20 protein-coding genes are annotated in these 17,940 nt (G+C 68.1%); 9 read left to right on the plus strand and 11 right to left on the minus strand.

Going from position 1 to position 17,940, the window contains the following annotated elements; genetic code table 11:
* Positions 1-20 precede the first annotated feature (20 nt).
* Together hyi and gcl are read right to left on the minus strand one after the other, a co-directional pair.
* Complete coding sequence (gene hyi, locus VHAB30_RS02955; protein ID WP_159275748.1) at positions 21-806, minus strand: hydroxypyruvate isomerase; 786 nt, start codon at positions 804-806, stop codon at positions 21-23.
* A 17-nt stretch (positions 807-823) separates the two neighbouring features.
* A complete protein-coding gene (gene gcl, locus VHAB30_RS02960) occupies positions 824-2,617 on the minus strand; it encodes a glyoxylate carboligase (RefSeq protein ID WP_062473376.1) in 1,794 nt (597 codons plus the stop codon).
* Between the two features lie 111 nt (positions 2,618-2,728).
* Between gcl and VHAB30_RS02965 the strand changes: the two genes are divergently transcribed.
* Positions 2,729-3,631, plus strand: coding sequence for a LysR family transcriptional regulator (locus tag VHAB30_RS02965; protein WP_159275749.1), 903 nt, complete (start codon positions 2,729-2,731; stop codon positions 3,629-3,631).
* Between the two features lie 158 nt (positions 3,632-3,789).
* Here the strand turns inward: VHAB30_RS02965 and VHAB30_RS02970 are convergent, their stop codons facing one another.
* Positions 3,790-5,145 (minus strand): LLM class flavin-dependent oxidoreductase, encoded by a 1,356-nt coding sequence (locus VHAB30_RS02970; protein ID WP_159275750.1) that lies wholly within the window; start codon positions 5,143-5,145, stop codon positions 3,790-3,792.
* Positions 5,142-5,975, minus strand: coding sequence for a MetQ/NlpA family ABC transporter substrate-binding protein (locus tag VHAB30_RS02975; RefSeq protein ID WP_159275751.1), 834 nt, complete (start codon positions 5,973-5,975; stop codon positions 5,142-5,144). The genes VHAB30_RS02970 and VHAB30_RS02975 overlap by 4 nt, the downstream gene beginning before the upstream one ends.
* 132 nt (positions 5,976-6,107) lie before the next feature.
* Here VHAB30_RS02975 and VHAB30_RS02980 point away from each other — a divergent pair, with 132 nt between their 5' ends.
* Complete coding sequence (locus VHAB30_RS02980) at positions 6,108-6,803, plus strand: aspartate/glutamate racemase family protein (protein ID WP_159275752.1); 696 nt, start codon at positions 6,108-6,110, stop codon at positions 6,801-6,803.
* 2 nt (positions 6,804-6,805) lie between these two features.
* Here VHAB30_RS02980 and VHAB30_RS02985 read toward each other — a convergent pair whose 3' ends face one another.
* A complete protein-coding gene (locus VHAB30_RS02985; protein ID WP_159275753.1) occupies positions 6,806-7,732 on the minus strand; it encodes an alpha/beta fold hydrolase in 927 nt (308 codons plus the stop codon).
* 118 nt (positions 7,733-7,850) lie between these two features.
* On the opposite strand from VHAB30_RS02985, the gene VHAB30_RS02990 reads away from it, so the two are divergent.
* The 4 genes from VHAB30_RS02990 (at position 7,851) to VHAB30_RS03005 (ending at position 10,484) form a co-directional block, all read left to right on the plus strand.
* On the plus strand, positions 7,851-8,912 hold the full coding sequence (locus tag VHAB30_RS02990; RefSeq protein ID WP_062469984.1) for an aldo/keto reductase: 1,062 nt from the start codon (positions 7,851-7,853) through the stop codon (positions 8,910-8,912).
* Positions 8,913-8,921: 9 nt separating this feature from the next.
* Complete coding sequence (locus VHAB30_RS02995) at positions 8,922-9,413, plus strand: aminoacyl-tRNA deacylase (RefSeq protein ID WP_159275754.1); 492 nt, start codon at positions 8,922-8,924, stop codon at positions 9,411-9,413.
* Positions 9,414-9,487: 74 nt separating this feature from the next.
* A complete protein-coding gene (plsY, locus tag VHAB30_RS03000) occupies positions 9,488-10,123 on the plus strand; it encodes a glycerol-3-phosphate 1-O-acyltransferase PlsY (protein WP_070062403.1) in 636 nt (211 codons plus the stop codon).
* Between the two features lie 7 nt (positions 10,124-10,130).
* Complete coding sequence (locus VHAB30_RS03005) at positions 10,131-10,484, plus strand: RidA family protein (RefSeq protein WP_070062404.1); 354 nt, start codon at positions 10,131-10,133, stop codon at positions 10,482-10,484.
* Positions 10,485-10,503: 19 nt separating this feature from the next.
* On the opposite strand, the gene VHAB30_RS03010 is transcribed toward VHAB30_RS03005, so the two are convergent.
* Together VHAB30_RS03010 and VHAB30_RS03015 are read right to left on the minus strand one after the other, a co-directional pair.
* Positions 10,504-11,148, minus strand: a complete 645-nt coding sequence (locus VHAB30_RS03010; RefSeq protein WP_159275755.1) for a retropepsin-like aspartic protease family protein — start codon at positions 11,146-11,148, stop codon at positions 10,504-10,506.
* Positions 11,149-11,155: 7 nt separating this feature from the next.
* On the minus strand, positions 11,156-11,641 hold the full coding sequence (locus VHAB30_RS03015; RefSeq protein ID WP_095746332.1) for a YajQ family cyclic di-GMP-binding protein: 486 nt from the start codon (positions 11,639-11,641) through the stop codon (positions 11,156-11,158).
* Positions 11,642-11,684: 43 nt separating this feature from the next.
* On the opposite strand from VHAB30_RS03015, the gene murB reads away from it, so the two are divergent.
* Both murB and VHAB30_RS03025 read left to right on the plus strand, forming a co-directional pair.
* Positions 11,685-12,737, plus strand: coding sequence for a UDP-N-acetylmuramate dehydrogenase (gene murB / locus VHAB30_RS03020; protein ID WP_159273310.1), 1,053 nt, complete (start codon positions 11,685-11,687; stop codon positions 12,735-12,737).
* A 4-nt stretch (positions 12,738-12,741) separates the two neighbouring features.
* Positions 12,742-13,575, plus strand: a complete 834-nt coding sequence (locus tag VHAB30_RS03025) for a glycine-rich domain-containing protein (protein WP_159275756.1) — start codon at positions 12,742-12,744, stop codon at positions 13,573-13,575.
* Between the two features lie 90 nt (positions 13,576-13,665).
* On the opposite strand, the gene argG is transcribed toward VHAB30_RS03025, so the two are convergent.
* The 4 genes from argG to VHAB30_RS03045 all read right to left on the minus strand — a co-directional run bounded on the left by argG (position 13,666) and on the right by VHAB30_RS03045 (position 16,534).
* Positions 13,666-15,006: an argininosuccinate synthase gene (argG, locus tag VHAB30_RS03030; protein ID WP_095746330.1), complete on the minus strand. Its 1,341-nt coding sequence runs from the start codon at positions 15,004-15,006 to the stop codon at positions 13,666-13,668.
* A gap of 15 nt (positions 15,007-15,021) precedes the next feature.
* Positions 15,022-15,348, minus strand: a complete 327-nt coding sequence (gene ppnP / locus VHAB30_RS03035; protein ID WP_062469962.1) for a pyrimidine/purine nucleoside phosphorylase — start codon at positions 15,346-15,348, stop codon at positions 15,022-15,024.
* 126 nt (positions 15,349-15,474) lie between these two features.
* Entirely contained in the window at positions 15,475-16,122 is a 648-nt protein-coding gene (locus VHAB30_RS03040) for a hypothetical protein (RefSeq protein ID WP_159275757.1), read from the minus strand.
* 58 nt (positions 16,123-16,180) lie between these two features.
* Positions 16,181-16,534: an ArsC family reductase gene (locus tag VHAB30_RS03045; protein WP_174250201.1), complete on the minus strand. Its 354-nt coding sequence runs from the start codon at positions 16,532-16,534 to the stop codon at positions 16,181-16,183.
* A 36-nt stretch (positions 16,535-16,570) separates the two neighbouring features.
* Between VHAB30_RS03045 and folC the strand changes: the two genes are divergently transcribed.
* On the plus strand, positions 16,571-17,878 hold the full coding sequence (gene folC / locus VHAB30_RS03050) for a bifunctional tetrahydrofolate synthase/dihydrofolate synthase (protein ID WP_159275759.1): 1,308 nt from the start codon (positions 16,571-16,573) through the stop codon (positions 17,876-17,878).
* Positions 17,879-17,940: the final 62 nt, after the last annotated feature.

The following is a 17,940-nucleotide window of genomic DNA, read 5'->3' on the forward strand; positions in this document are numbered from 1 at the left end:
TCTGTTTCCTTCGTGAACGTTCATTGCTTCTTCGTGAGGGCTTCGCGCCAGCCCAGGCCTTCCACCGTGGTGGCGCGGGGCTTGTATTCGCAGCCGATCCAGCCGTCGTAGCCCAGCGCGTCGATGTGCTGGAACAGCCACGGGTAGTTGATCTCGCCCGTGCCCGGCTCGCCGCGGCCCGGGTTGTCGGCCAGCTGGATGTGGCCGATGCGCGCCAGCTGCTTGGTGAGCGTGTTGCCCAGCTCGCCTTCCATGCGCTGCGCGTGGTAGATGTCGTACTGCACGCGCAGGTTGTCCGAGCCCACCTCGTCGATCAGCGCCAGTGCCTGGTCGGTGCGCGTGAGGAAGAAGCCGGGGATGTCGAAGGTGTTGATCGGCTCGATCAGCAGGCGCAGGCCCGCGGCTTCGAGTTCGCGCGCTGCCAGGCGCAGGTTCTCGACCACGGTCTTGTGGGCCGCGTCGGTGCTCACGCCCGCCGGCACCTTGCCGACCAGGCAGTTGAGCTGCGGGCAGCCCAGTGCCGTGGCGTAGTCGATGGCCAGCGCGATGCCTTCGCGGAACTCGCCGGTGCGGTCCGGGTGGCAGGCGATGCCGCGCTCGCCCTTGTCCCAGTCGCCGGCCGGCAGGTTGTGCAGCACCTGCTGCAGGCCATTGGCGCGCAGGGCGGCGACGAGTTCCTTCTTGTCGAAGGGGTAGGGGAAGAGGTACTCCACCGCCTTGAAGCCGGCCTTGGCGGCCGCCTCGAAGCGCTGCATGAACGGCAGCTCGGTGAAGAGCATCGTGAGATTGGCTGCGAACTTGGGCATGTCTCTTGTCTCCTCAATCAGTCCAGCATCGCCACGGCGAGGGCGGTCGGTGCGTCGGCCGTGCTTTCGGCCAGCGGTTCGAATTCGTTGATGGCGTCGATCTCGGTGCCCATCGCGATGTTGGTCACGCGCTCCAGCATCACCTCGATGACGACCGGCACCTGGAACTCGGCCATGAGCGCTTCGGCGCGGGCGATGGCGGGCGCCATCTCTTCCTGCTTGTGCACGCGGATCGCCTTGCAGCCCAGCCCCTCGACCACCTTGAGGTGATCGACGCCGTAGCTGCCTTCGATGCCGGCGTCGGCCGGTGCGTTGATGTTGTCGAAGGCCAGCTGCACGCAGTAGTCCATCTCGAAGCCGCGCTGCGACTGGCGGATCAGGCCGAGGTAGGAGTTGTTGACGACGATGTGCAGGTAGGGCAGCTTGAACTGCGCGCCCACGGCCAGCTCTTCGATCATGAACTGGAAGTCGTAGTCGCCCGAGAGCGCGACGATCTTGCGCGTCGGGTCGGCGGCACGCACGCCCAGCGCGGCGGGAATGGTCCAGCCCAGCGGGCCGGCCTGGCCGCAGTTGATCCAGTGGCGCGGGTTGTACACGTGCAGGAACTGCGCGGCCGCGATCTGCGACAGGCCGATGGTGCTCACGTAGCAGGTGTCGCGCTCCAGGTGGTTGTTCATGCACTGGTACACGCGCTGCGGCTTCATCGGCACGGTGTCGAAGTTGGTCTTGCGCAGCAAGGTCTTCTTGCGCTCGCGGCATTCGCCGGCCCAGGCGCCACGGTCGGTGAGCTTGCCGGCGGCCTTCATTTCCTCGGCCACTTCGACGAAGAGTTCGAGCGCGGCCTTGGCGTCGGAGACGATGCCGAAGTCGGGCGTGAACACGCGGCCGATCTGCGTGGGCTCGATGTCCACGTGCACGAAGGTGCGGCCCTTGGTGTAGACGTCGACCGAGCCGGTGTGGCGGTTGGCCCAGCGGTTGCCGATGCCCAGCACGAAGTCCGAAGCGAGCACGGTGGCGTTGCCGTAGCGGTGGCTGGTCTGCAGGCCGCACATGCCGGCCATGAGCGGGTGGTCGTCGGGAATGGCGCCCCAGCCCATGAGCGTGGGGATCACCGGCACGCCGGTGGCTTCGGCAAAGCGCACGAGCAGGTCGGAAGCGTCGGCGTTGATGATGCCGCCGCCGGCCACGATCAGCGGGCGCTCGGCCGCCTGCATCATGCCGATGGCCTTCTCGATCTGGGCGCGCGTGGCGGCCGGCTTGTAGGGCTTGAGGGGCTCGTAGGCGTCGATGTCGAACTCGATCTGCGCCATCTGCACGTCGAAGGGCAGGTCGATGAGCACGGGGCCCGGGCGGCCCGAGCGCATGAGGTGGAAGGCCTGCTGGAACACCTGCGGCACCTGGCCGGGTTCGCGCACGGTGACCGACCACTTGGTGACGGGCTTGGAGATCGACTCGATGTCGACCGCCTGGAAGTCTTCCTTGTACAGGCGGGCGCGCGGCGCCTGGCCGGTGATGCAGAGAATGGGAATGGAATCGGCCCAGGCCGAGTACAGGCCCGTGATCATGTCGGTGCCCGCCGGGCCCGAGGTGCCGATGCACACGCCGATGTTGCCGGCCACGGCGCGGGTGTAGCCCTCGGCCATGTGCGAGGCACCCTCGACGTGGCGCGCGAGGATGTGCGAGATGCTGCCGCGCTGGCGCAGGGCCGAGTACAGCGGGTTGATCGCCGCGCCCGGCACGCCGAAGGCCTGCGTGACGCCTTCTTTTTCCATCACCAGAACTGCGGCCTGGACCGCTGTCATCTTTGCCATTTGAAAGTCTCCTTGAGGTGGCCTCACTGTAGGAAGCGGGGCGCATTCCAAGAAGACGGCTGGGGGCCATAAAACCTATTCCTCCATGGAATAACTGGCTACCATCCGGCCATGGACCGACTACTGGCTATGGAAATGTTCGTGCGGGTCGTCGAGACGGGGAGCTTCTCGAAGGCGGCGCGCGAGTTCAACACCACGCAACCCACCGTGACCAAGCAGGTCGCGGCCACGGAGGCGCGGCTGAAGGTGCGGCTGCTCAACCGCAACACGCGCGGCGTGAGCCTCACGGAGCCGGGCGCGCTGTACTACGAGAAGTGCAAGACCATCGTGCGCGACGCCGAGGAGGCCGACAGCATCGTGCAGCTGCGCCAGAACCAGGCGCAGGGCCTCTTGCGCGTGGGCACGTCGGTGGCCTTCGGGCGGCGCGTGGTGGTGCCGCTGGCGCTGGAGTACATGCGCCGGCATCCGCAGGTGCAGCTGGACCTGAGCTTCGAGGACCGCTACGTGGACCTCATCGCGCAGGGCATCGACGTGGCGATCCGCATGGGCAAGCTGGCCGATTCGTCACTGGGGGCGCGCTACCTCGGCGCGAATCCGTGGGTCATGGTGGCGTCGCCGGCCTACCTGAAGAAGCACGGCACGCCCAAGCGCGCGCAGGACCTCAGCGCACACGTGGCGCTGATCTACAGCAGCGTGGTGGGCGACGAGTTCTGGCGCATGCACACGCCGCGCGGGGAACCGGTGACGGTGCCGGTGTCGGGGCGCTTCCGGTCGAACAACCTGTCGGCGGTGCTGGCTGCGGCGCGTGATGGGTTGGGGATCGCGTTGATGCCGCGCTATGTGGCGAGCGAGTCGCTGGCGGCGGGGAAGGTGAACGCCGTGCTGGGGGACCATGCGTTGCCGGAGCAGGAGATCCACGCGGTGTTTCCTTCGCCGAAGTTGGTGCCGGGGAAGGTGTCGGGGTTCGTGGCGTTTCTGCAGGGGCGGTTTGATGAGGGGTGGTGGGACGCCTGACGGGGTTTGTTCAGGGCGCGTGCACAGGACATCGGGTACTCCCCTCCGCGAATGTCCCCCGGGGCTGCGCCCCTCCTCCTTGATTTCGCTGCGGGGAGCACCCAATGCCCTGCGCACAGGGCACGCTGTGGGTGTTCGCCCTGCGTGAAAGGCCGGCTTCAGGCTGCGAGCCGTTGCGGCGTCCGCCCTGCAGGCCGGGCCAACCCAAGGTGGTCGCGCAACGTGCGCCCCTCGTATTCCGTGCGAAAGATGCCCCGCTTCTGCAGGATCGGCACCACGCCGTCCACGAAGTCCTGCAGCCCATGCGGCAGCGCGTCGGGCATCAGGTTGAAACCGTCGGCCGCGCCGCCCTTGAACCAGCGTTCGATGTCGTCGGCGATCTGTTCGGGCGTGCCGACGATCACGCGATGCCCGCCGCCACCCGCGAGTTCGCGGATCAGCTGGCGCACCGTGTAGCCGTGCGTGCGCCCGGCCGCGACCACGGCGTTGAAGAAGGTGTGGTTGCCGTTGCCATTGCCGGGCAGCGGCAGGTCGTCGGGCAGGCGCTCGTCGAGCTTCAGGCGGTCGGGCGTGATGCCCAGCGTGCCGGCCAGGCGCGTGAGGCTGTAGTCCCAGGGGATCAGGTCGACCAGCGCGTCGCGGCGGCGAAGCGCCTGCGCTTCGGTGGCGCCGACGATGGTGGTGAGGCCAGCCAGCACCTTCACTGCGTCGGGGCCGCGGCCCAGTTCGGCGGCGCGGGTCTTGAGGGCGCGTGCGTAGGCCTGCGACTCCTCGAAGGATTGCGAGGCGGAGAACACGGCTTCGGCATGGCGCGAGGCAAGCTCGCGCCCGTCGGCCGAGGCACCGGCCTGCACCAGCACCGGGTGGCCCTGCGGCGGGCGCGGCAGGTTGAGCGGGCCCTGCACCGCGAAGTGCTCGCCGCGGTGCGCAAGGGCGTGCACCTTGGCCGGGTCGATGAAGCGGCCGGCGGCCTTGTCGCCGACGAAGGCGTCGTCTTCCCAGCTGTCCCACAGTGCCTTGACGATGTCGGCGAACTCGGAGGCGCGGGCGTAGCGCTTGGCATGGTCGGGCGTGGTGTCCAGGCCGAAGTTGCGCGCCGAGGGCAGGTCGGCCGTGGTCACCATGTTCCAGCCGGCACGGCCGGCGCTCACGTGGTCGAGCGTGGCGAAGCGGCGCGCGAGGTTGTAGGGCTCGTTGTAGCTGGTGGAGGCCGTGGCGATGAGGCCGATGTGCGTGGTCGCGGCGGCCACGCAGGCCAGCAGGATGGTGGGCTCCAGCGCGGTGATCGGGCGGAAATGGATCTGGTCGACGATGGCCGCGTTGTCGGCCAGGAACACGGCGTCGAGCTTGGCGGCCTCGGCGATCTGCGCGGTGCGGATGTAGTGCTGGATGTCGGCGAACGCCCACGGGTCGCTCTCGGGCAGGCGCCAGGCCGAGGGCACGAAGCCGGAATGCAGGATGTTGACGTTGAGGTGCAGCTGCCTGCGCGGCGCGGAGTTGTTGTGATTGCTCATTGGCTGAAATAGTCCGGCAGCCGGTAGCCCGCCCACACGGGGTTGGCCTTGAAGAACTTCTGGAACTCGGGCGACTGGTAGGCGGTGGCGATGTCCTTCGCGAATTTCGCGTGTTCGTTGCTGCGCTTCACCGCCACCACGTTGACGTAGGGCAGCGTCATGTCTTCGAGCTTCAGCGCCTCGGTGAGCTTCAGGCCGGAGGCCACGGCGAAGTTGCCCTGCACGGCCGCGAGGTCGGCATCGGCCAGCGAGCGCGGCGCCTGCGCGGCGTCCAGCGGCACGATCTTCAGGCGCTTGGGGTTGCTCGCGATGTCGCGCTCCGACACGCTCAGCGGACTCACGCCCGGCTTGAGCGTCACCCAGCCGATGGCCGCGAGGATGTTGAGCGCACGCGCCGCATTCACCGGGTCGGCCGGCAGCGTGACGGTGGCGCCGTCGGGCACGGCGTCGAGCGTCTTGTGGCGCCGCGAATACAGGCCCATGGGTGGCGTCGGCACATGCACCACGGGCACGAGGTCGAAGCCCTGCTGCTTGTTGGTGGCGTTCAGGTACAGCGAGTGCTGGAAGATGTTGGCGTCGATCTGGCCGCGCTCCACCGCGTCGTTGGGCTGCACGCCCTGGCTGAACTCGACGTACTTGATGCTGTAGCCCAGCTTCTTCAACTGGGGCTCGATGCCGTGGGTGAAGGCGTCGCGGTAGGGGCCCGGCATGAAGCCGACGCGCAGGTCGTCCGCGTGGGCGGGCGCGAGCAGCAGCAGGCTCAGGGCGAGTCCGCCGGACAGCGGGGCAAGGCGGCGCAGCCACGAGGGGGCGCGCGAAAGGGAAGGCATGGCGACAACTCCGGGAGACGGCAAGGGGAGTCGGGCACTCTAGGACGCACGCTGCGCGCTGCGAACGAAGATTTGCGCGCTTGCATATCCGCAGGCCGGATAAACCGCGCCGGCTTTTGTAGGATGCGCCCCATGACCCTGCACATCGGAATCGTCGGCTGCTCCGCCGAAGGCGCGGCCCTTTGCTACAAGACCATCTGCATCGAGGGCGCGGCGCTGCTCGGCCCGCACGCGCACCCCGAGGTGTCGATGCACACGCCCTCGCTGGCGGAGTACACGCGCTGCCTCGACGCGGGCGACCTGGCGGGCGTGGGCGCGCTGATGCTCGGCTCCGCGCACAAGCTCGCCGCGGCGGGCGCGGACTTCCTGATCTGCCCCGACAACACCATCCACCAGGCCTTCGACCACGTGGCGCCGCATTCGCCGCGGCCCTGGCTGCACATCGCCGAGGTGGTAGCCGACGAGGCCGTGCGCCGGGGCTTTCGCCGCATCGGCATCACGGGCACGCGCTGGCTGACCGACAGCGAGGTGTATCCCGAGAAGCTCTCGGCGCGCGGCCTGGAATATGTTCGCCCCACCGTCGACGAGCGCGCCGAGATCGGCCGGATCATCATGGACGAGCTGGTCTGCGGCATCTTCAAGCCCGAGGCCGTGGCCACCTTCCAGCGCGTGATGCAGCGCCTGAAGGACGCCGAGGGCTGCGACGCGGTCGTGCTCGGCTGCACCGAGATCCCGCTGATCATGAGCGACGCGAATTCGCCGTTGCCGACGCTGGATTCGACGCGGCTGCTGGCGCGCGCGGCCTTGCGTCGCGCCACGCAGAAGTAGAACTAGGCCAGGAAGCCTTCGATCAGCTGCGCCACGCGCTGCGGCTGGTCGTGGTGCAGCATGTGGCCCGCGTCGTCGAGCTGCTCGATGCGCACCGAAGGCACGGACTTCAGCCGCTCGTGGAATTCGGCGAGCGTGTAGCGGGCCTTCCACCAGCCGTGCAGGCTGTCGTCCGAGGCCTCGACCATCAGCGTCGGCGCGGTGATGCGCGCGTAGAGCGCCAGTGTTTCGTCCACGCGGAAGATGTTGGCGTTGACGATCTTGTGCGCGGCTTCGCCGAGGATCTGCCAGCGCGTGCTGCCGTCGGGCTGAGCCTGCGGCGCCGACCAGTGGCCGGCCAGCCAGTCGGCCTTGTCCTGCGTGAGGCGCGGGTTGGTCTTCATGAGGCGGCGTGCCACGCCGTCCACCGCCGAATAGCCCGCGAGCGCCTTCTCGCCGCGGTGCAAGCCCTTGAGCTCGTCGATCCACTGGCCGTAGCGCGCGGGCGCCTCGGCGGGCTGGCGCGCGGGCATGCCGAAGCCCTCGAGGTTGACGAGGCGGCGGATGCGCGCCGGGCGCACGCCCGCGTAGTGCATGGCGACGTTGCCGCCCATGCTGTGGCCCACGAGGTCGACCGGGCGGGCATCGTCGCCTTCGCCGGCGTAGTGGTCGAGCAGCCATTCGAGGTCGGCCAGGTAGTCGGGCAGCCAGTAGTTGTCGACACCGCCGCCGTCGGTGAGGCCGAAGCCGCGCCAGTCGGGGGCGATGATGAAGCGGTCGTCCTTCAGCGCATCGACCACGAACTGCCAGGAGGCCGCCACGTCCATCCAGCCATGCACCAGCACCAGCGACGGGCGATCGTTCGACGGCTGGCCCCAGAGGCGGACGTGGTAGTTCAGGTTGCGCACGGGCACGAATTCGCTGCGCGAGCGGCGGAGGGCTTGGTACATATGGCGCTCGATGATACGGAGAGGCCGCGCCGCGCGCAGTCCGCCACAGGACAGGGCGGCGCTCGGTTTCTCGGGGCCGGGGCTGCGCCTGCCGCGCGGGCGCGCTAGCATTCCGCGCATGAAAAAGATTCCACTCGGTCAGAGCGACCTCCACGTCACCCCGATCTGCCTCGGCACCATGACTTTCGGCGAGCAGGTCGATGAGCCCACGGCCCACGCTGTATTGAACCGTTCGCTCGAGCGCGGCGTCGACTTCATCGACACGGCCGAGATGTACGCGGTGCCGGCAAGCAAGGAAACCTGCGGCGCGACCGAAACCATCATCGGGAACTGGTTTGCGGCCAACCCCGGCACGCGCCAGAAAATCACGCTGGCGACCAAGGTGGCCGGCCCCTCGCGCGGCATGCCCTGGGTGCGCGAAGGCACGGGCATGACGGCGGCCGACATCGAGGCCTCGTGCCACGGCAGCCTGCGCCGCCTGCAGACCGACGTGATCGACCTGTACCAGATCCACTGGCCCGAGCGCCACGTGCCGGTGTTCGGGAACATCCACTACAACCCCGAGAAGGAAACCTCGCAGACGCCGATCCACGACCAGCTCGAGGCGCTGGGCAAGCTGGTGAAGGCGGGCAAGGTGCGCACCATCGGCCTGTCGAACGAGACGCCCTACGGCGTGCACGAGTTCGTGCGGCTGGCCGAACAGCACGGGCTGCCGCGCGTGGTGTCGGTGCAGAACGTCTACAACCTCGTGAGCCGCGCGCACGAGAACGCGCTCGACGAGACCATGCACCGGCTGGGCGTGTCGCTGCTGGCGTACTCGCCGCTGGCCTTCGGCCTGCTGACGGGCAAATACGACCAGAGCGGCATCGAAGGCCCCGACGCACCCAAGGGCGCGCGCATCTCGAGCTACGAGTCGGTGCGTAAGCAGCGCTGGGGCAAGCCCGACGCGCTGCGCGCGGCGCGACGCTACAACCAGCTGGCGCGCGACCACGGCCTGAGCCCCACGCAGCTCGCGCTGGCCTTCTGCTACACCAAGTGGCAGGTGGCGAGCACGATCATCGGCGTGACCTCGGTGGCGCAGCTCGACGAAGACCTGGACGCCTACGGCACGACGCTGTCGGCCGAGGTGCTGGCCGAGATCGACAAGATCCGCCTGGACATCCGCGACCCCGCCGCCTGACCTGAGCAAGTGAGCAAGAAAGCCCACGTCTCCGAGACGCCCGCCACCCAGCTGCTGCGGGCGAACAAGGTCGCCTTCACCGAGCACCCCTACGAATACCTGGAGCACGGCGGCGCCCAGCACAGCGCGCAGGTGCTGGGCTTCGATCCGTTCACCGTGGTCAAGACGCTGGTGATGCAGGACCAGGACGCCAGGCCGCTGATCGTGCTGATGCACGGCAACCGCACGGTGTCGACCAAGAACCTCGCGCGGCAGATCGGCGCCAAGTCGGTCGAGCCCTGCAAGCCGGAGGTGGCGCAGCGCCACAGCGGCTACATGGTGGGCGGCACCTCGCCCTTCGGCACGCGGCGCGAGATGCCGGTCTACATCGAGTCGAGCGTGCTCGAACTGCCGAAGATCGCGATCAACGGCGGGCGGCGCGGCTACCTCGTGGGCATCGATCCGCAGGTGTGCGTGACGCTCCTGGGCGCCAAGCCCGTGCAGTGCGCGCTGGCAGAATAGCCGGCGTTTGCTTTTTCCCGCCGGGCATGCAGGCCGGCGGCGCACAACAACAATCCGTTCCCCGGAGACCCGCCTTGAGTTTCGATCTGCCTTCCCTCCTTGCCATCGTGGCGTCGTACCTGATCGGTTCGCTGTCGTTTGCGGTCATCGTGAGCAAGTCGCTCGGCATGGCCGATCCGCGCAGCTACGGCAGCGGCAACCCCGGTGCCACCAACGTGCTGCGTTCGGGCAACAAGGGCGCGGCGCTGGCCACCTTGCTGCTCGACGCGGCGAAGGGCTGGCTGCCAGTGTTCCTGATCCGCCAGTTCGGCGCGCAGTGGGGGCTGGGCGAGGGCGTGGCGGCGCTGGCGGGCCTGGCGGCCTTCCTGGGCCACCTGTACCCGGTGTTCTTCAGCTTCCAGGGCGGCAAGGGCGTGGCCACGGCCGCCGGCGTGCTGGTGGGCATCGCGCCCTGGCTGGGGCTGGCCACGGGCGCGACCTGGCTGATCATCGCGATCTTCTTCCGCTATTCGTCGCTGTCGTCGCTGGTGGCGGCGTTCTTCGCGCCGGCCTACTACCTGCTGGGTGGAAACATTGCGTGGCCACTCGACCGCACGGTGCTGATTGCGATCATCATCATGAGTCTGCTGCTGATCTGGCGGCACCGCGAAAACATCCGCCGGCTCGCGGCCGGCACGGAGTCGAAACTCGGCTCGAAGAAAAAGGCTTGAACTCACCATGGCATCCATCACCCGCTTCCACGTCGGCCCGCGTCTGTCCGAGACCGCGGTGCACAACGGCACCATCTACCTCGCGGGCCAGGTGCCCGACGACACCACGCAGGACATCCGCGGCCAGACCGCGCAGGTGCTCGGCATGGTCGACCGCCTGCTGGCCGAGGCCGGCAGCGACAAGTCGCGCATCCTCATGACGCAGATCTTCCTGGCCGACATCGGCGACATCGGCGCCATGAACGAGGTGTGGGACGCGTGGATTCCGGCCGGCAACACGCCGCCGCGCGCGACCGTAGAGGCCAAGATGGCCAACGCGGCCTACAAGATCGAGATCGTGGTGACGGCCGCGCAGGCCTGAGGCCGGATCGGGAGCGGTCTCAGTACCGCTTCTCGAGAATCATCTCGTCGGCGTCGCGCCGCATCGAGAAGCGGTTGAGAAAGCTGTTGCCCAGCAGCACGAAGGGCATGGGTTGCTGCGAGACGATGGCGTCGATGTCGTAGACCTCGACGTCGCCCACGCGCACGCTCTGCAGCCGCAGCCTGTAACCCGCAGCGTTGCCGTTGGCCGTGCGCATCTGCACCAACTGCCCCTTGCTGTAGTCGAGCCCGATGCGCTGGGCATCGACCGCCGACAGCGCGATGGTGGTTGCGCCGGTGTCGAGCATGAAGGTGACGGCGCGGCCGTTGATCTGGCCCTGCGTCATGTAGTGGCCCCGGCTGTCGGCCTGCAGCACGATGCGGTTGCCGCCGCTGCCGGCAATGCCGCCCCGGCCGATGCTCACGGGCGAATCCATGCGCAGCGAGAAGCGCTTGCCCGCCGATTCGACCACCGCCTGGTCGGCCTGCAGCGACACGAGCTTGACGCCCTGGAAGGTCTCCCCGGCCGCCACCGTCTTGGGCGGCGCGCCGTTCACGATGAGGATGGCGCGGCTGCCGATGGAGCCGGTCAGCGTGACCGAGTCGGCGGCGTGCGCCGCCATGGCCGCGGCCGCCCACAGCGCCGCGACGAGGAGCGCCTTCATGCGCGGGTCAGTCGCGGAAGTTGTTGAAGGACAGCGGCATGTCGGGCACGTCCTTCTTGATGAGGGCCATGGCGGCCTGCAGGTCGTCGCGCTTGGCGCCGGTGATGCGCACGGCGTCGCCCTGGATCGCGGCCTGCACCTTGAGCTTGCTGTCCTTGACGATGCGGGTGATCTTCTTGGCCTGCTCGCTCTCGATGCCGTTCTTGATCTTGATGACCTGCTTGACCTTGTCGCCGCCCATCTTCTGGACGTCGCCCTTGTCGAGAAAGCGCACGTCGACGTTGCGCTTGGTGAGCTTGTTGCGAAGGATGTCCTCGACCTGCACGAGCTGGAACTCGGCGTCGCCGATCATGGTGATCTCCTTGTCCTTGAGCTCGACGGCGGCGGCGGTGCCCTTGAAATCGAAGCGTGTGCCGATTTCCTTGGCGGTGTTTTCGACCGCATTCTTCACTTCGGGCAGATTGGGCTCGCAGACGGTATCGAAAGACGGCATAGGCTCTCCTGGACGCACGGGGACTGAATGCGACAATTCTCCCATGATCGTGGAGTCCAATGTCCCGCTGCAGCCCTACAACAGCTTCGGCATCGTCGCGCGTGCGCAGCACCTGGCGCGCATCGCCAGCGAGGCCGACCTGGCCGCGCTGCACGCCGACCCCGCCTGGCGCGACGAACCCCGTTTCGTGCTCGGCGGCGGCAGCAACATCGTGCTCACGGGCGACGTCAAGCCGCTGGTGCTGAAGGTCGAGATCAAGGGCCGGCGGCTGGTCGAAGAGACGCCGCGCGCCTGGATCGTCGAGGCCGGCGCTGGCGAAACCTGGCACGACACCGTCGAATGGATGGTGCGCAGCGGCTATCCGGGGCTGGAAAACCTGGCGCTCATTCCCGGCACGGTGGGCGGCGCGCCGGTGCAGAACATCGGCGCCTATGGCGTCGAGCTGCAGGACCGCTTCGACTCGCTCGACGCCTTCGACCTCGAAACCGGCCGCGCCTTCACGCTCGACGCGGCGCAGTGCGCCTTCGGCTACCGCGATTCGGTCTTCAAGCACGTGCGCAGCGGCCCGAATGATTTCGGCCTGGCGGGCCGCGCGGTCATTACGCGGGTGCGCTTCCGGCTGCCCAAGCCCTGGAAGCCGGTGGTCGGCTACCTCGACCTTGAGCGCAAGATGGAAGAAACCGCCAACTTCACGCCGAGCGCGGTCGACATCTTCGAGTGGATCTGCGCCATCCGCCGTGCCAAGCTGCCCGACTGGCGCGTGCTGGGCAACGCCGGCAGCTTCTTCAAGAACCCGACGGTCACGCCCGAGCAGTGCGCCGACATCATCGCGCGCGACCCCAAGATCGTTCACTACCCGATGGACGACGGCAGCATCAAGCTCGCGGCCGGCTGGCTCATCGACGCCTGCGGCTGGAAGGGCAAATCGGTGGGCAACGCCGGCGTGTACGAAAAGCAGGCGCTGGTGCTGGTCAACCGCGGCGGTTCGGCCAACCCGGTGACCGGCGGCGAGGTGATGACGCTGGCCAAGGCGATCCAGACCAGCGTGTACGAGCGCTTCGGCATCCGATTGGAGCCGGAGCCGGTGGTGGTCTGACGCGGTGGATCTCGACTTCCTGCACCTGAACTACCGCCGGCGCATCGCCGTGCTGGGCTGGGCGCAGCTTGCCGTCATCGTGGCGGGCATCGCCTCGGTGTTCCTGGTGCGGGCGGGCTGGTGGGGGTCGGTGCTGCTGATCCTCGCGGCCCTCTTATTCGCGGGGCTCCTGAGCCAGATCGAACTCAGCCTGCGCCGCCAGTTCATCCGCGAGGCCCGGCTGCCGCCGTTCCTGATCGGCAAGCTCCGCGCGGCGCACCCGCAACTGAGCCGACGCGACGCCGAGTTGGTGCTGCGCGGGCTGCGGCAGTTCTTCATGGCGTACCTGCGCAGCAACCTCAAGTTCGTCGCCATGCCCTCGCGGGTGGTCGACACGGCCTGGCACGAGTTCATCCTGCACACGCAGGGCTACCAGACCTGGTGCCAGGCGGCCTTCGGGCGCCTGCTGCACCACAGCCCGGCCGAGGTACTGGGGCAGGACGCACGGCGCAACGACGGCCTGCGCCGCACCTGGTACTGGGCCTGCAAGGAAGAAAGCATCGACCCGCGCAATCCGGCGCGACTGCCGCTGCTGTTCGCGCTGGACATCAAGTTTGCGATTGCGGACGGCTTTCACTACATCCCCGATTGCCGGGCGGTCGAGCGCGCGACGGGCACCGACGCGCACTGCGGCTCGAGCTTCGGCGATTCGTCGTCCGACGGTGGCAGCTCGGGCGATGCCGGAGGCTTCGGCGGCAGCGAGGCGAGCGGGAGCGGCGATGGCGGCTCCAGCGACGGAGGTGGCGCGTCCGATGGGGGCGGTGGATGCGGTGGCGGGTGCGGAGGAGGCGGCGACTGACGCCGGGTGCACCTTCCAAAGAAAAACGGGCCCCGAGGGGCCCGTTGTCATTGCTGCCCTTGCGGTTGGCAAGGGCGGCGAAGGGATCGATCAGCTCGCGTCGCCGTCGTTCGCCAGCTTCGGCAACGAGGCGCCTTCGCCCGACGACAGCAGGCCGACCTGCGTGTAGATGGCGAGCTTTTCGCGCGTGTCGACGATGTCCAGGTTGCGCATCGTGAGCTGGCCGATGCGGTCCAGCGGCGTGAACGCGCCTTCGACCTTTTCCATGCTCAGGCGCTCGGGCTTGTACGTGAGGTTGGCCGATTCCGTGTTCAGGATCGAGTAGTCGTTGCCGCGGCGCAGCTCGACCGTCACTTCGCCGGTGATGGCGCGTGCCACCCAGCGCTGGGCCGTTTCGCGCAGCATGATGGCCTGCGGGTCGAACCAGCGGCCCTGGTACAGCAGGCGGCCCAGGCGGCGGCCGTTGTCGCGGTACTGCTCGATGGTGTCTTCGTTGTGGATGCCGGTCACGAGGCGCTCGTAGGCGATGAACAGCAGCGCGAGGCCCGGGGCCTCGTAGATGCCGCGGCTCTTGGCCTCGATGATGCGGTTCTCGATCTGGTCGCTCATGCCCAGGCCGTGGCGACCGCCGATGCGGTTGGCTTCGAGGATCAGCTCGACCAAGTTCGCGTAGCGCACGCCGTTCAGCGCAACGGGCACGCCTTCTTCGAAGCGCACCGAGACGGTTTCGCGCTTGACTTCGACTTCGTCCTTCCAGAAGGCGACGCCCATGATGGGCTGCACGATCTGCATGCCGCTGTTCAGGTGCTCGAGGTCCTTGGCTTCGTGGGTGGCGCCCAGCATGTTCGAGTCGGTCGAGTAGGCCTTTTCGGACGACATCTTGTAGGCGAAGCCGGCCTTCTGCATGAACGCCGACATTTCGGCGCGGCCGCCCAGCTCGTCGATGAAGACCTGGTCGAGCCAGGGCTTGTAGATCTTCAGCGCGGGGTTGGTGAGCAGGCCGTAGCGGTAGAAGCGTTCGATGTCGTTGCCCTTGTAGGTGCTGCCGTCGCCCCAGATGTGGACGTCGTCTTCCTTCATGGCCGACACCAGCATGGTGCCCGTCACCGCGCGGCCCAGCGGCGTGGTGTTGAAGTAGGTCACGCCGGCGGTGGTCACGTGGAACGCGCCGGCCTGCAGGGCGGCGATGCCTTCGTTGGCCAGCTGTGCGCGGCAGTCGATCAGGCGGGCGTTCTCGGCGCCGTAGAGCATCGCCTTGCGCGGGATCTCGTCGTAGTCGGGCTCGTCGGGCTGGCCGAGGTTGGCGGTGTAGGCGTAGGGGACCGCGCCCTTGAGCTTCATCCAGTGCAGCGCCGCGCTGGTGTCCAGGCCGCCCGAGAAGGCAATGCCGACCTTCTGGCCGGCGGGAACGTTTTGGAGAATGGTCGACATGTCAGGGGTTCCGTTTCAACCGAAGTGGCAGATGTAGCTGTAGGGCTCGCCGCTCACGCGGATCTGGAAGCTGGAGTTGCCCGGGATGCTGAACTTCTGGCCGGGGCCCGAGGCGATCCACTCGCTGGTGCCTGCAAGCTGGTATTCGCAGCTGCCGCCGGTGCCTTCCATGATTTCAGGCGCGCCGGTGTTGAAGGTGAGGGTGGAGGGCAGGACCACGCCGACCGATTTCTTGGTGCCGTCCGCCAGCGTGAGGTTGTGGCTCACGCACTTGCCGTCGAAATACACATTGGCCTTGGTGGCCACTGCGGCGCTGTTGATGGTGTCGGTAGTCGTCGTCATTGGATGGATGGCGCCGGCGCCTGCGCGTTCGGCGGATCGAGGGACGCGCCGCGGCAGCAGCACCCCCGGGGTTGGAGAAGCCCTCGATTTTAGGGGCTCGGGCGAGCCGGCCCGCCGTGGGGGAACTCAGTAGCGCCAGCCGTGGCGATGGCCGCCCCATCCGCGGTAGCCACGGTAGTAGCCGCCACCGCCCCAGCCGCGCGAATAACCCAGGTTCAGCGAGATGCCGACCGGCGGGTAGACATAGGGCTGCGCATACGGGTAGGTGTAGGCGGGTTGCACGTAGACGGGCGGGGCGTACACCGGGGCCGGCTGCACGTAGACCGGCGCGGGCGCATTGGACACCACCACGCCGGGTTCGGGCACGACGCTGTCCCAGGGGGAGTTGGCACCTTGCTGGTACTGCCCCTGTTGCGGGTACGGCTGGTACTGTTCCTGGTACTGCGGGCCGTTGTTGGCCTCGACCGGGTAGGGCTGCAATTGCGACTGGGGCTGGACCGGCGCGGTGGTCACGCCCGACGTGGTCACCCCGTAGCCGCTGGCCTGGATCGGGATGGTGGCGCCCGGCCGGCTGGTGGTGCGGGTCGTGTACTGGCGGCCCTGGTACTCGTAGGTGACGTTGTAGCTGACGTCGCTGCCGGTCGTTTCGCGGATCGGCGTGGCGGAAATCACGCGCGCCTGGACCACTTGCTGGGCCTGCACGACGCTGGCGCCCGTGGCCAGCAGGCCGGCCGCCGAGAGCCCCGTGAGGATGCGAAAAACGTGTCTGTTCATGGTGTTCTCTCCTGCAGATCGGGGTTGGAGGCCGGCCGGCGGGACGGGGTTCCGGGGTTTACACGGCGTTCACAGCCCAGCTATCGGCATTGAAACCAGTCGTTACGCCCGTCTTCGGGCCCCAATCGACCACAGGCCGCTTGATCAGGCTGGGGTTGGCCAGCAGCACCGGGCGGGCCGAGGCGGCGTCGACCACCGCGTCGCGCGTGGCCTCGTCCAGCTTGCGCCAGGTGGTGCCCTTGCGGTTGACCAGTGCCTCCCAGCCGGGGGCCTGGAGCCAGCGGTCGAGTTCGGCCTCGGGCACGCCCTGTTTCTTGAAATCGTGGAAGGCGTAGGCCACGCCATGGTCGTCGAGCCAGGCGCGGGCGCGCTTGACGGTGTCGCAGTTCGGAATGCCGTATAGGGTTGTCATGGCCGCCATGATGCCGCGTGCGGCGGGTCGGCGACAATGCCGGCCTCCATGGAAACCCTGAACGACTGGCTCGCGCGCGCCGAGCACCTTCATCCCGACAAGATCGAACTCGGGCTCGATCGCGCCAAAGAAATGGCGCAGCGTCTGGGCCTGCGTTTCGACTGCCCCGTCATCACGGTGGCGGGCACCAACGGCAAGGGTTCGACCTGCGCCATGCTCGAATCGATCCTCACGCACGCGGGCTACCGCACGGCCGTGTTCACCTCGCCGCACCTGGTGCGCTTCGAGGAGCGGCTGCGGCTCAAGGGCGAAGCGGTCGATGCTTCCAAACTGATAGCAAGCTTCGAGGTGGTGGAAAAGGCCCGCGGCGACATGGCCCTGACCTACTTCGAGTTCACCACGCTCGGCATCCTGCATTGCATGATCCAGGAGAAGCCCGACGTGGCGATCCTCGAGGTCGGCCTGGGCGGCCGGCTCGACGCGGTGAACATCATCGACGCCGACTGCGCGGTCATCACCAGCATCGACCTGGACCACATGGAATATCTCGGCCCCGACCGCGAAAGCATCGGCTTCGAGAAGGCCGGCATCCTGCGCGCCGGCAAGCCCGCCATCGTGAGCGATCCGGTGCCGCCGCAAAGCGTCATCGACCACGCCAACGCCATCGGCGCCGACCTGTGGCGCTTCGGGCACGACTTCAACGTCTCGGGCGACAAGCAGCAGTGGGGCTGGTCGGGCCGGGGGCGGCGCTACAGCGGCCTGGCGTACCCGGCGCTGCGCGGCGCCAACCAGTTGCTCAACGCGGCGGGCGTGCTCGCGGCGCTCGAGGCGCTGCGCCCGCAGCTGCCGGTCACGGCGCAGGCGGTGCGCAACGGGCTCGCGATGGTCGAGCTGCCGGGCCGCTTCCAGATCGTGCCGGGCGAGCCCACGCTGGTGCTCGACGTGGCGCACAACGCCCACGCCGTCGCGGCGCTGGCCGAGAACCTCGACGCGATGGGTTTTTCGCCCACCACGCACGGCGTGTTCGGGGTCATGGCCGACAAGGACCTCGCGCCCATCCTGGCGCGCATCGGGCCGCTGATCGATCGCTGGTACTTCACCGACCTGCCCACGCCGCGCGCCGCCAAGGCCGCCGATCTGCTGGCCGCGTGGCAGGCCCAGAACACGCGCAAAGACGCCTCGGGCAGCGTGCACGCGAGCCCGATGGACGCCCTGCGCGCGGCCATCGAGCAGGCAGGTGCCACTGATAGAATCGTGGTCTTCGGATCGTTCTTCACCGTGGGTGGCGTCCTCGAAAACGGCACCCCCCGGCTGCAAGCCAAACACCTGCTGCCAGGCGGCTGATCGTCGGGCTGTCCACACCCATCCGGCACCATCGGGCACCACCTCGCTGCACTCCTCCAGGG

This window comes from Variovorax boronicumulans, assembly GCF_009811375.1.
Classification (GTDB): Bacteria; Pseudomonadota; Gammaproteobacteria; order Burkholderiales; family Burkholderiaceae_C; genus Variovorax; species Variovorax boronicumulans.

What these genes read in the sequence shown, in the direction of transcription:
- VHAB30_RS02985 (WP_159275753.1), bottom strand. Translation starts at nt 7,732, where the DNA reads ATGTACCAAGCCCTCCGCCGCTCGCGCAGCGAATTCGTGCCCGTGCGC.
- VHAB30_RS03045 (WP_174250201.1), bottom strand. Translation starts at nt 16,534, where the DNA reads ATGACAACCCTATACGGCATTCCGAACTGCGACACCGTCAAGCGCGCC.
- VHAB30_RS03005 (WP_070062404.1), top strand. Translation starts at nt 10,131, where the DNA reads ATGGCATCCATCACCCGCTTCCACGTCGGCCCGCGTCTGTCCGAGACC.
- VHAB30_RS03015 (WP_095746332.1), bottom strand. Translation starts at nt 11,641, where the DNA reads ATGCCGTCTTTCGATACCGTCTGCGAGCCCAATCTGCCCGAAGTGAAG.
- VHAB30_RS03010 (WP_159275755.1), bottom strand. Translation starts at nt 11,148, where the DNA reads ATGAAGGCGCTCCTCGTCGCGGCGCTGTGGGCGGCCGCGGCCATGGCG.
- argG (WP_095746330.1), bottom strand. Translation starts at nt 15,006, where the DNA reads ATGTCGACCATTCTCCAAAACGTTCCCGCCGGCCAGAAGGTCGGCATT.
- VHAB30_RS02965 (WP_159275749.1), top strand. Translation starts at nt 2,729, where the DNA reads ATGGACCGACTACTGGCTATGGAAATGTTCGTGCGGGTCGTCGAGACG.
- folC (WP_159275759.1), top strand. Translation starts at nt 16,571, where the DNA reads ATGCCGGCCTCCATGGAAACCCTGAACGACTGGCTCGCGCGCGCCGAG.
- VHAB30_RS02990 (WP_062469984.1), top strand. Translation starts at nt 7,851, where the DNA reads ATGAAAAAGATTCCACTCGGTCAGAGCGACCTCCACGTCACCCCGATC.
- gcl (WP_062473376.1), bottom strand. Translation starts at nt 2,617, where the DNA reads ATGGCAAAGATGACAGCGGTCCAGGCCGCAGTTCTGGTGATGGAAAAA.
- ppnP (WP_062469962.1), bottom strand. Translation starts at nt 15,348, where the DNA reads ATGACGACGACTACCGACACCATCAACAGCGCCGCAGTGGCCACCAAG.
- VHAB30_RS02980 (WP_159275752.1), top strand. Translation starts at nt 6,108, where the DNA reads ATGACCCTGCACATCGGAATCGTCGGCTGCTCCGCCGAAGGCGCGGCC.
- VHAB30_RS02975 (WP_159275751.1), bottom strand. Translation starts at nt 5,975, where the DNA reads ATGCCTTCCCTTTCGCGCGCCCCCTCGTGGCTGCGCCGCCTTGCCCCG.
- murB (WP_159273310.1), top strand. Translation starts at nt 11,685, where the DNA reads ATGATCGTGGAGTCCAATGTCCCGCTGCAGCCCTACAACAGCTTCGGC.
- VHAB30_RS02970 (WP_159275750.1), bottom strand. Translation starts at nt 5,145, where the DNA reads ATGAGCAATCACAACAACTCCGCGCCGCGCAGGCAGCTGCACCTCAAC.
- VHAB30_RS03040 (WP_159275757.1), bottom strand. Translation starts at nt 16,122, where the DNA reads ATGAACAGACACGTTTTTCGCATCCTCACGGGGCTCTCGGCGGCCGGC.
- hyi (WP_159275748.1), bottom strand. Translation starts at nt 806, where the DNA reads ATGCCCAAGTTCGCAGCCAATCTCACGATGCTCTTCACCGAGCTGCCG.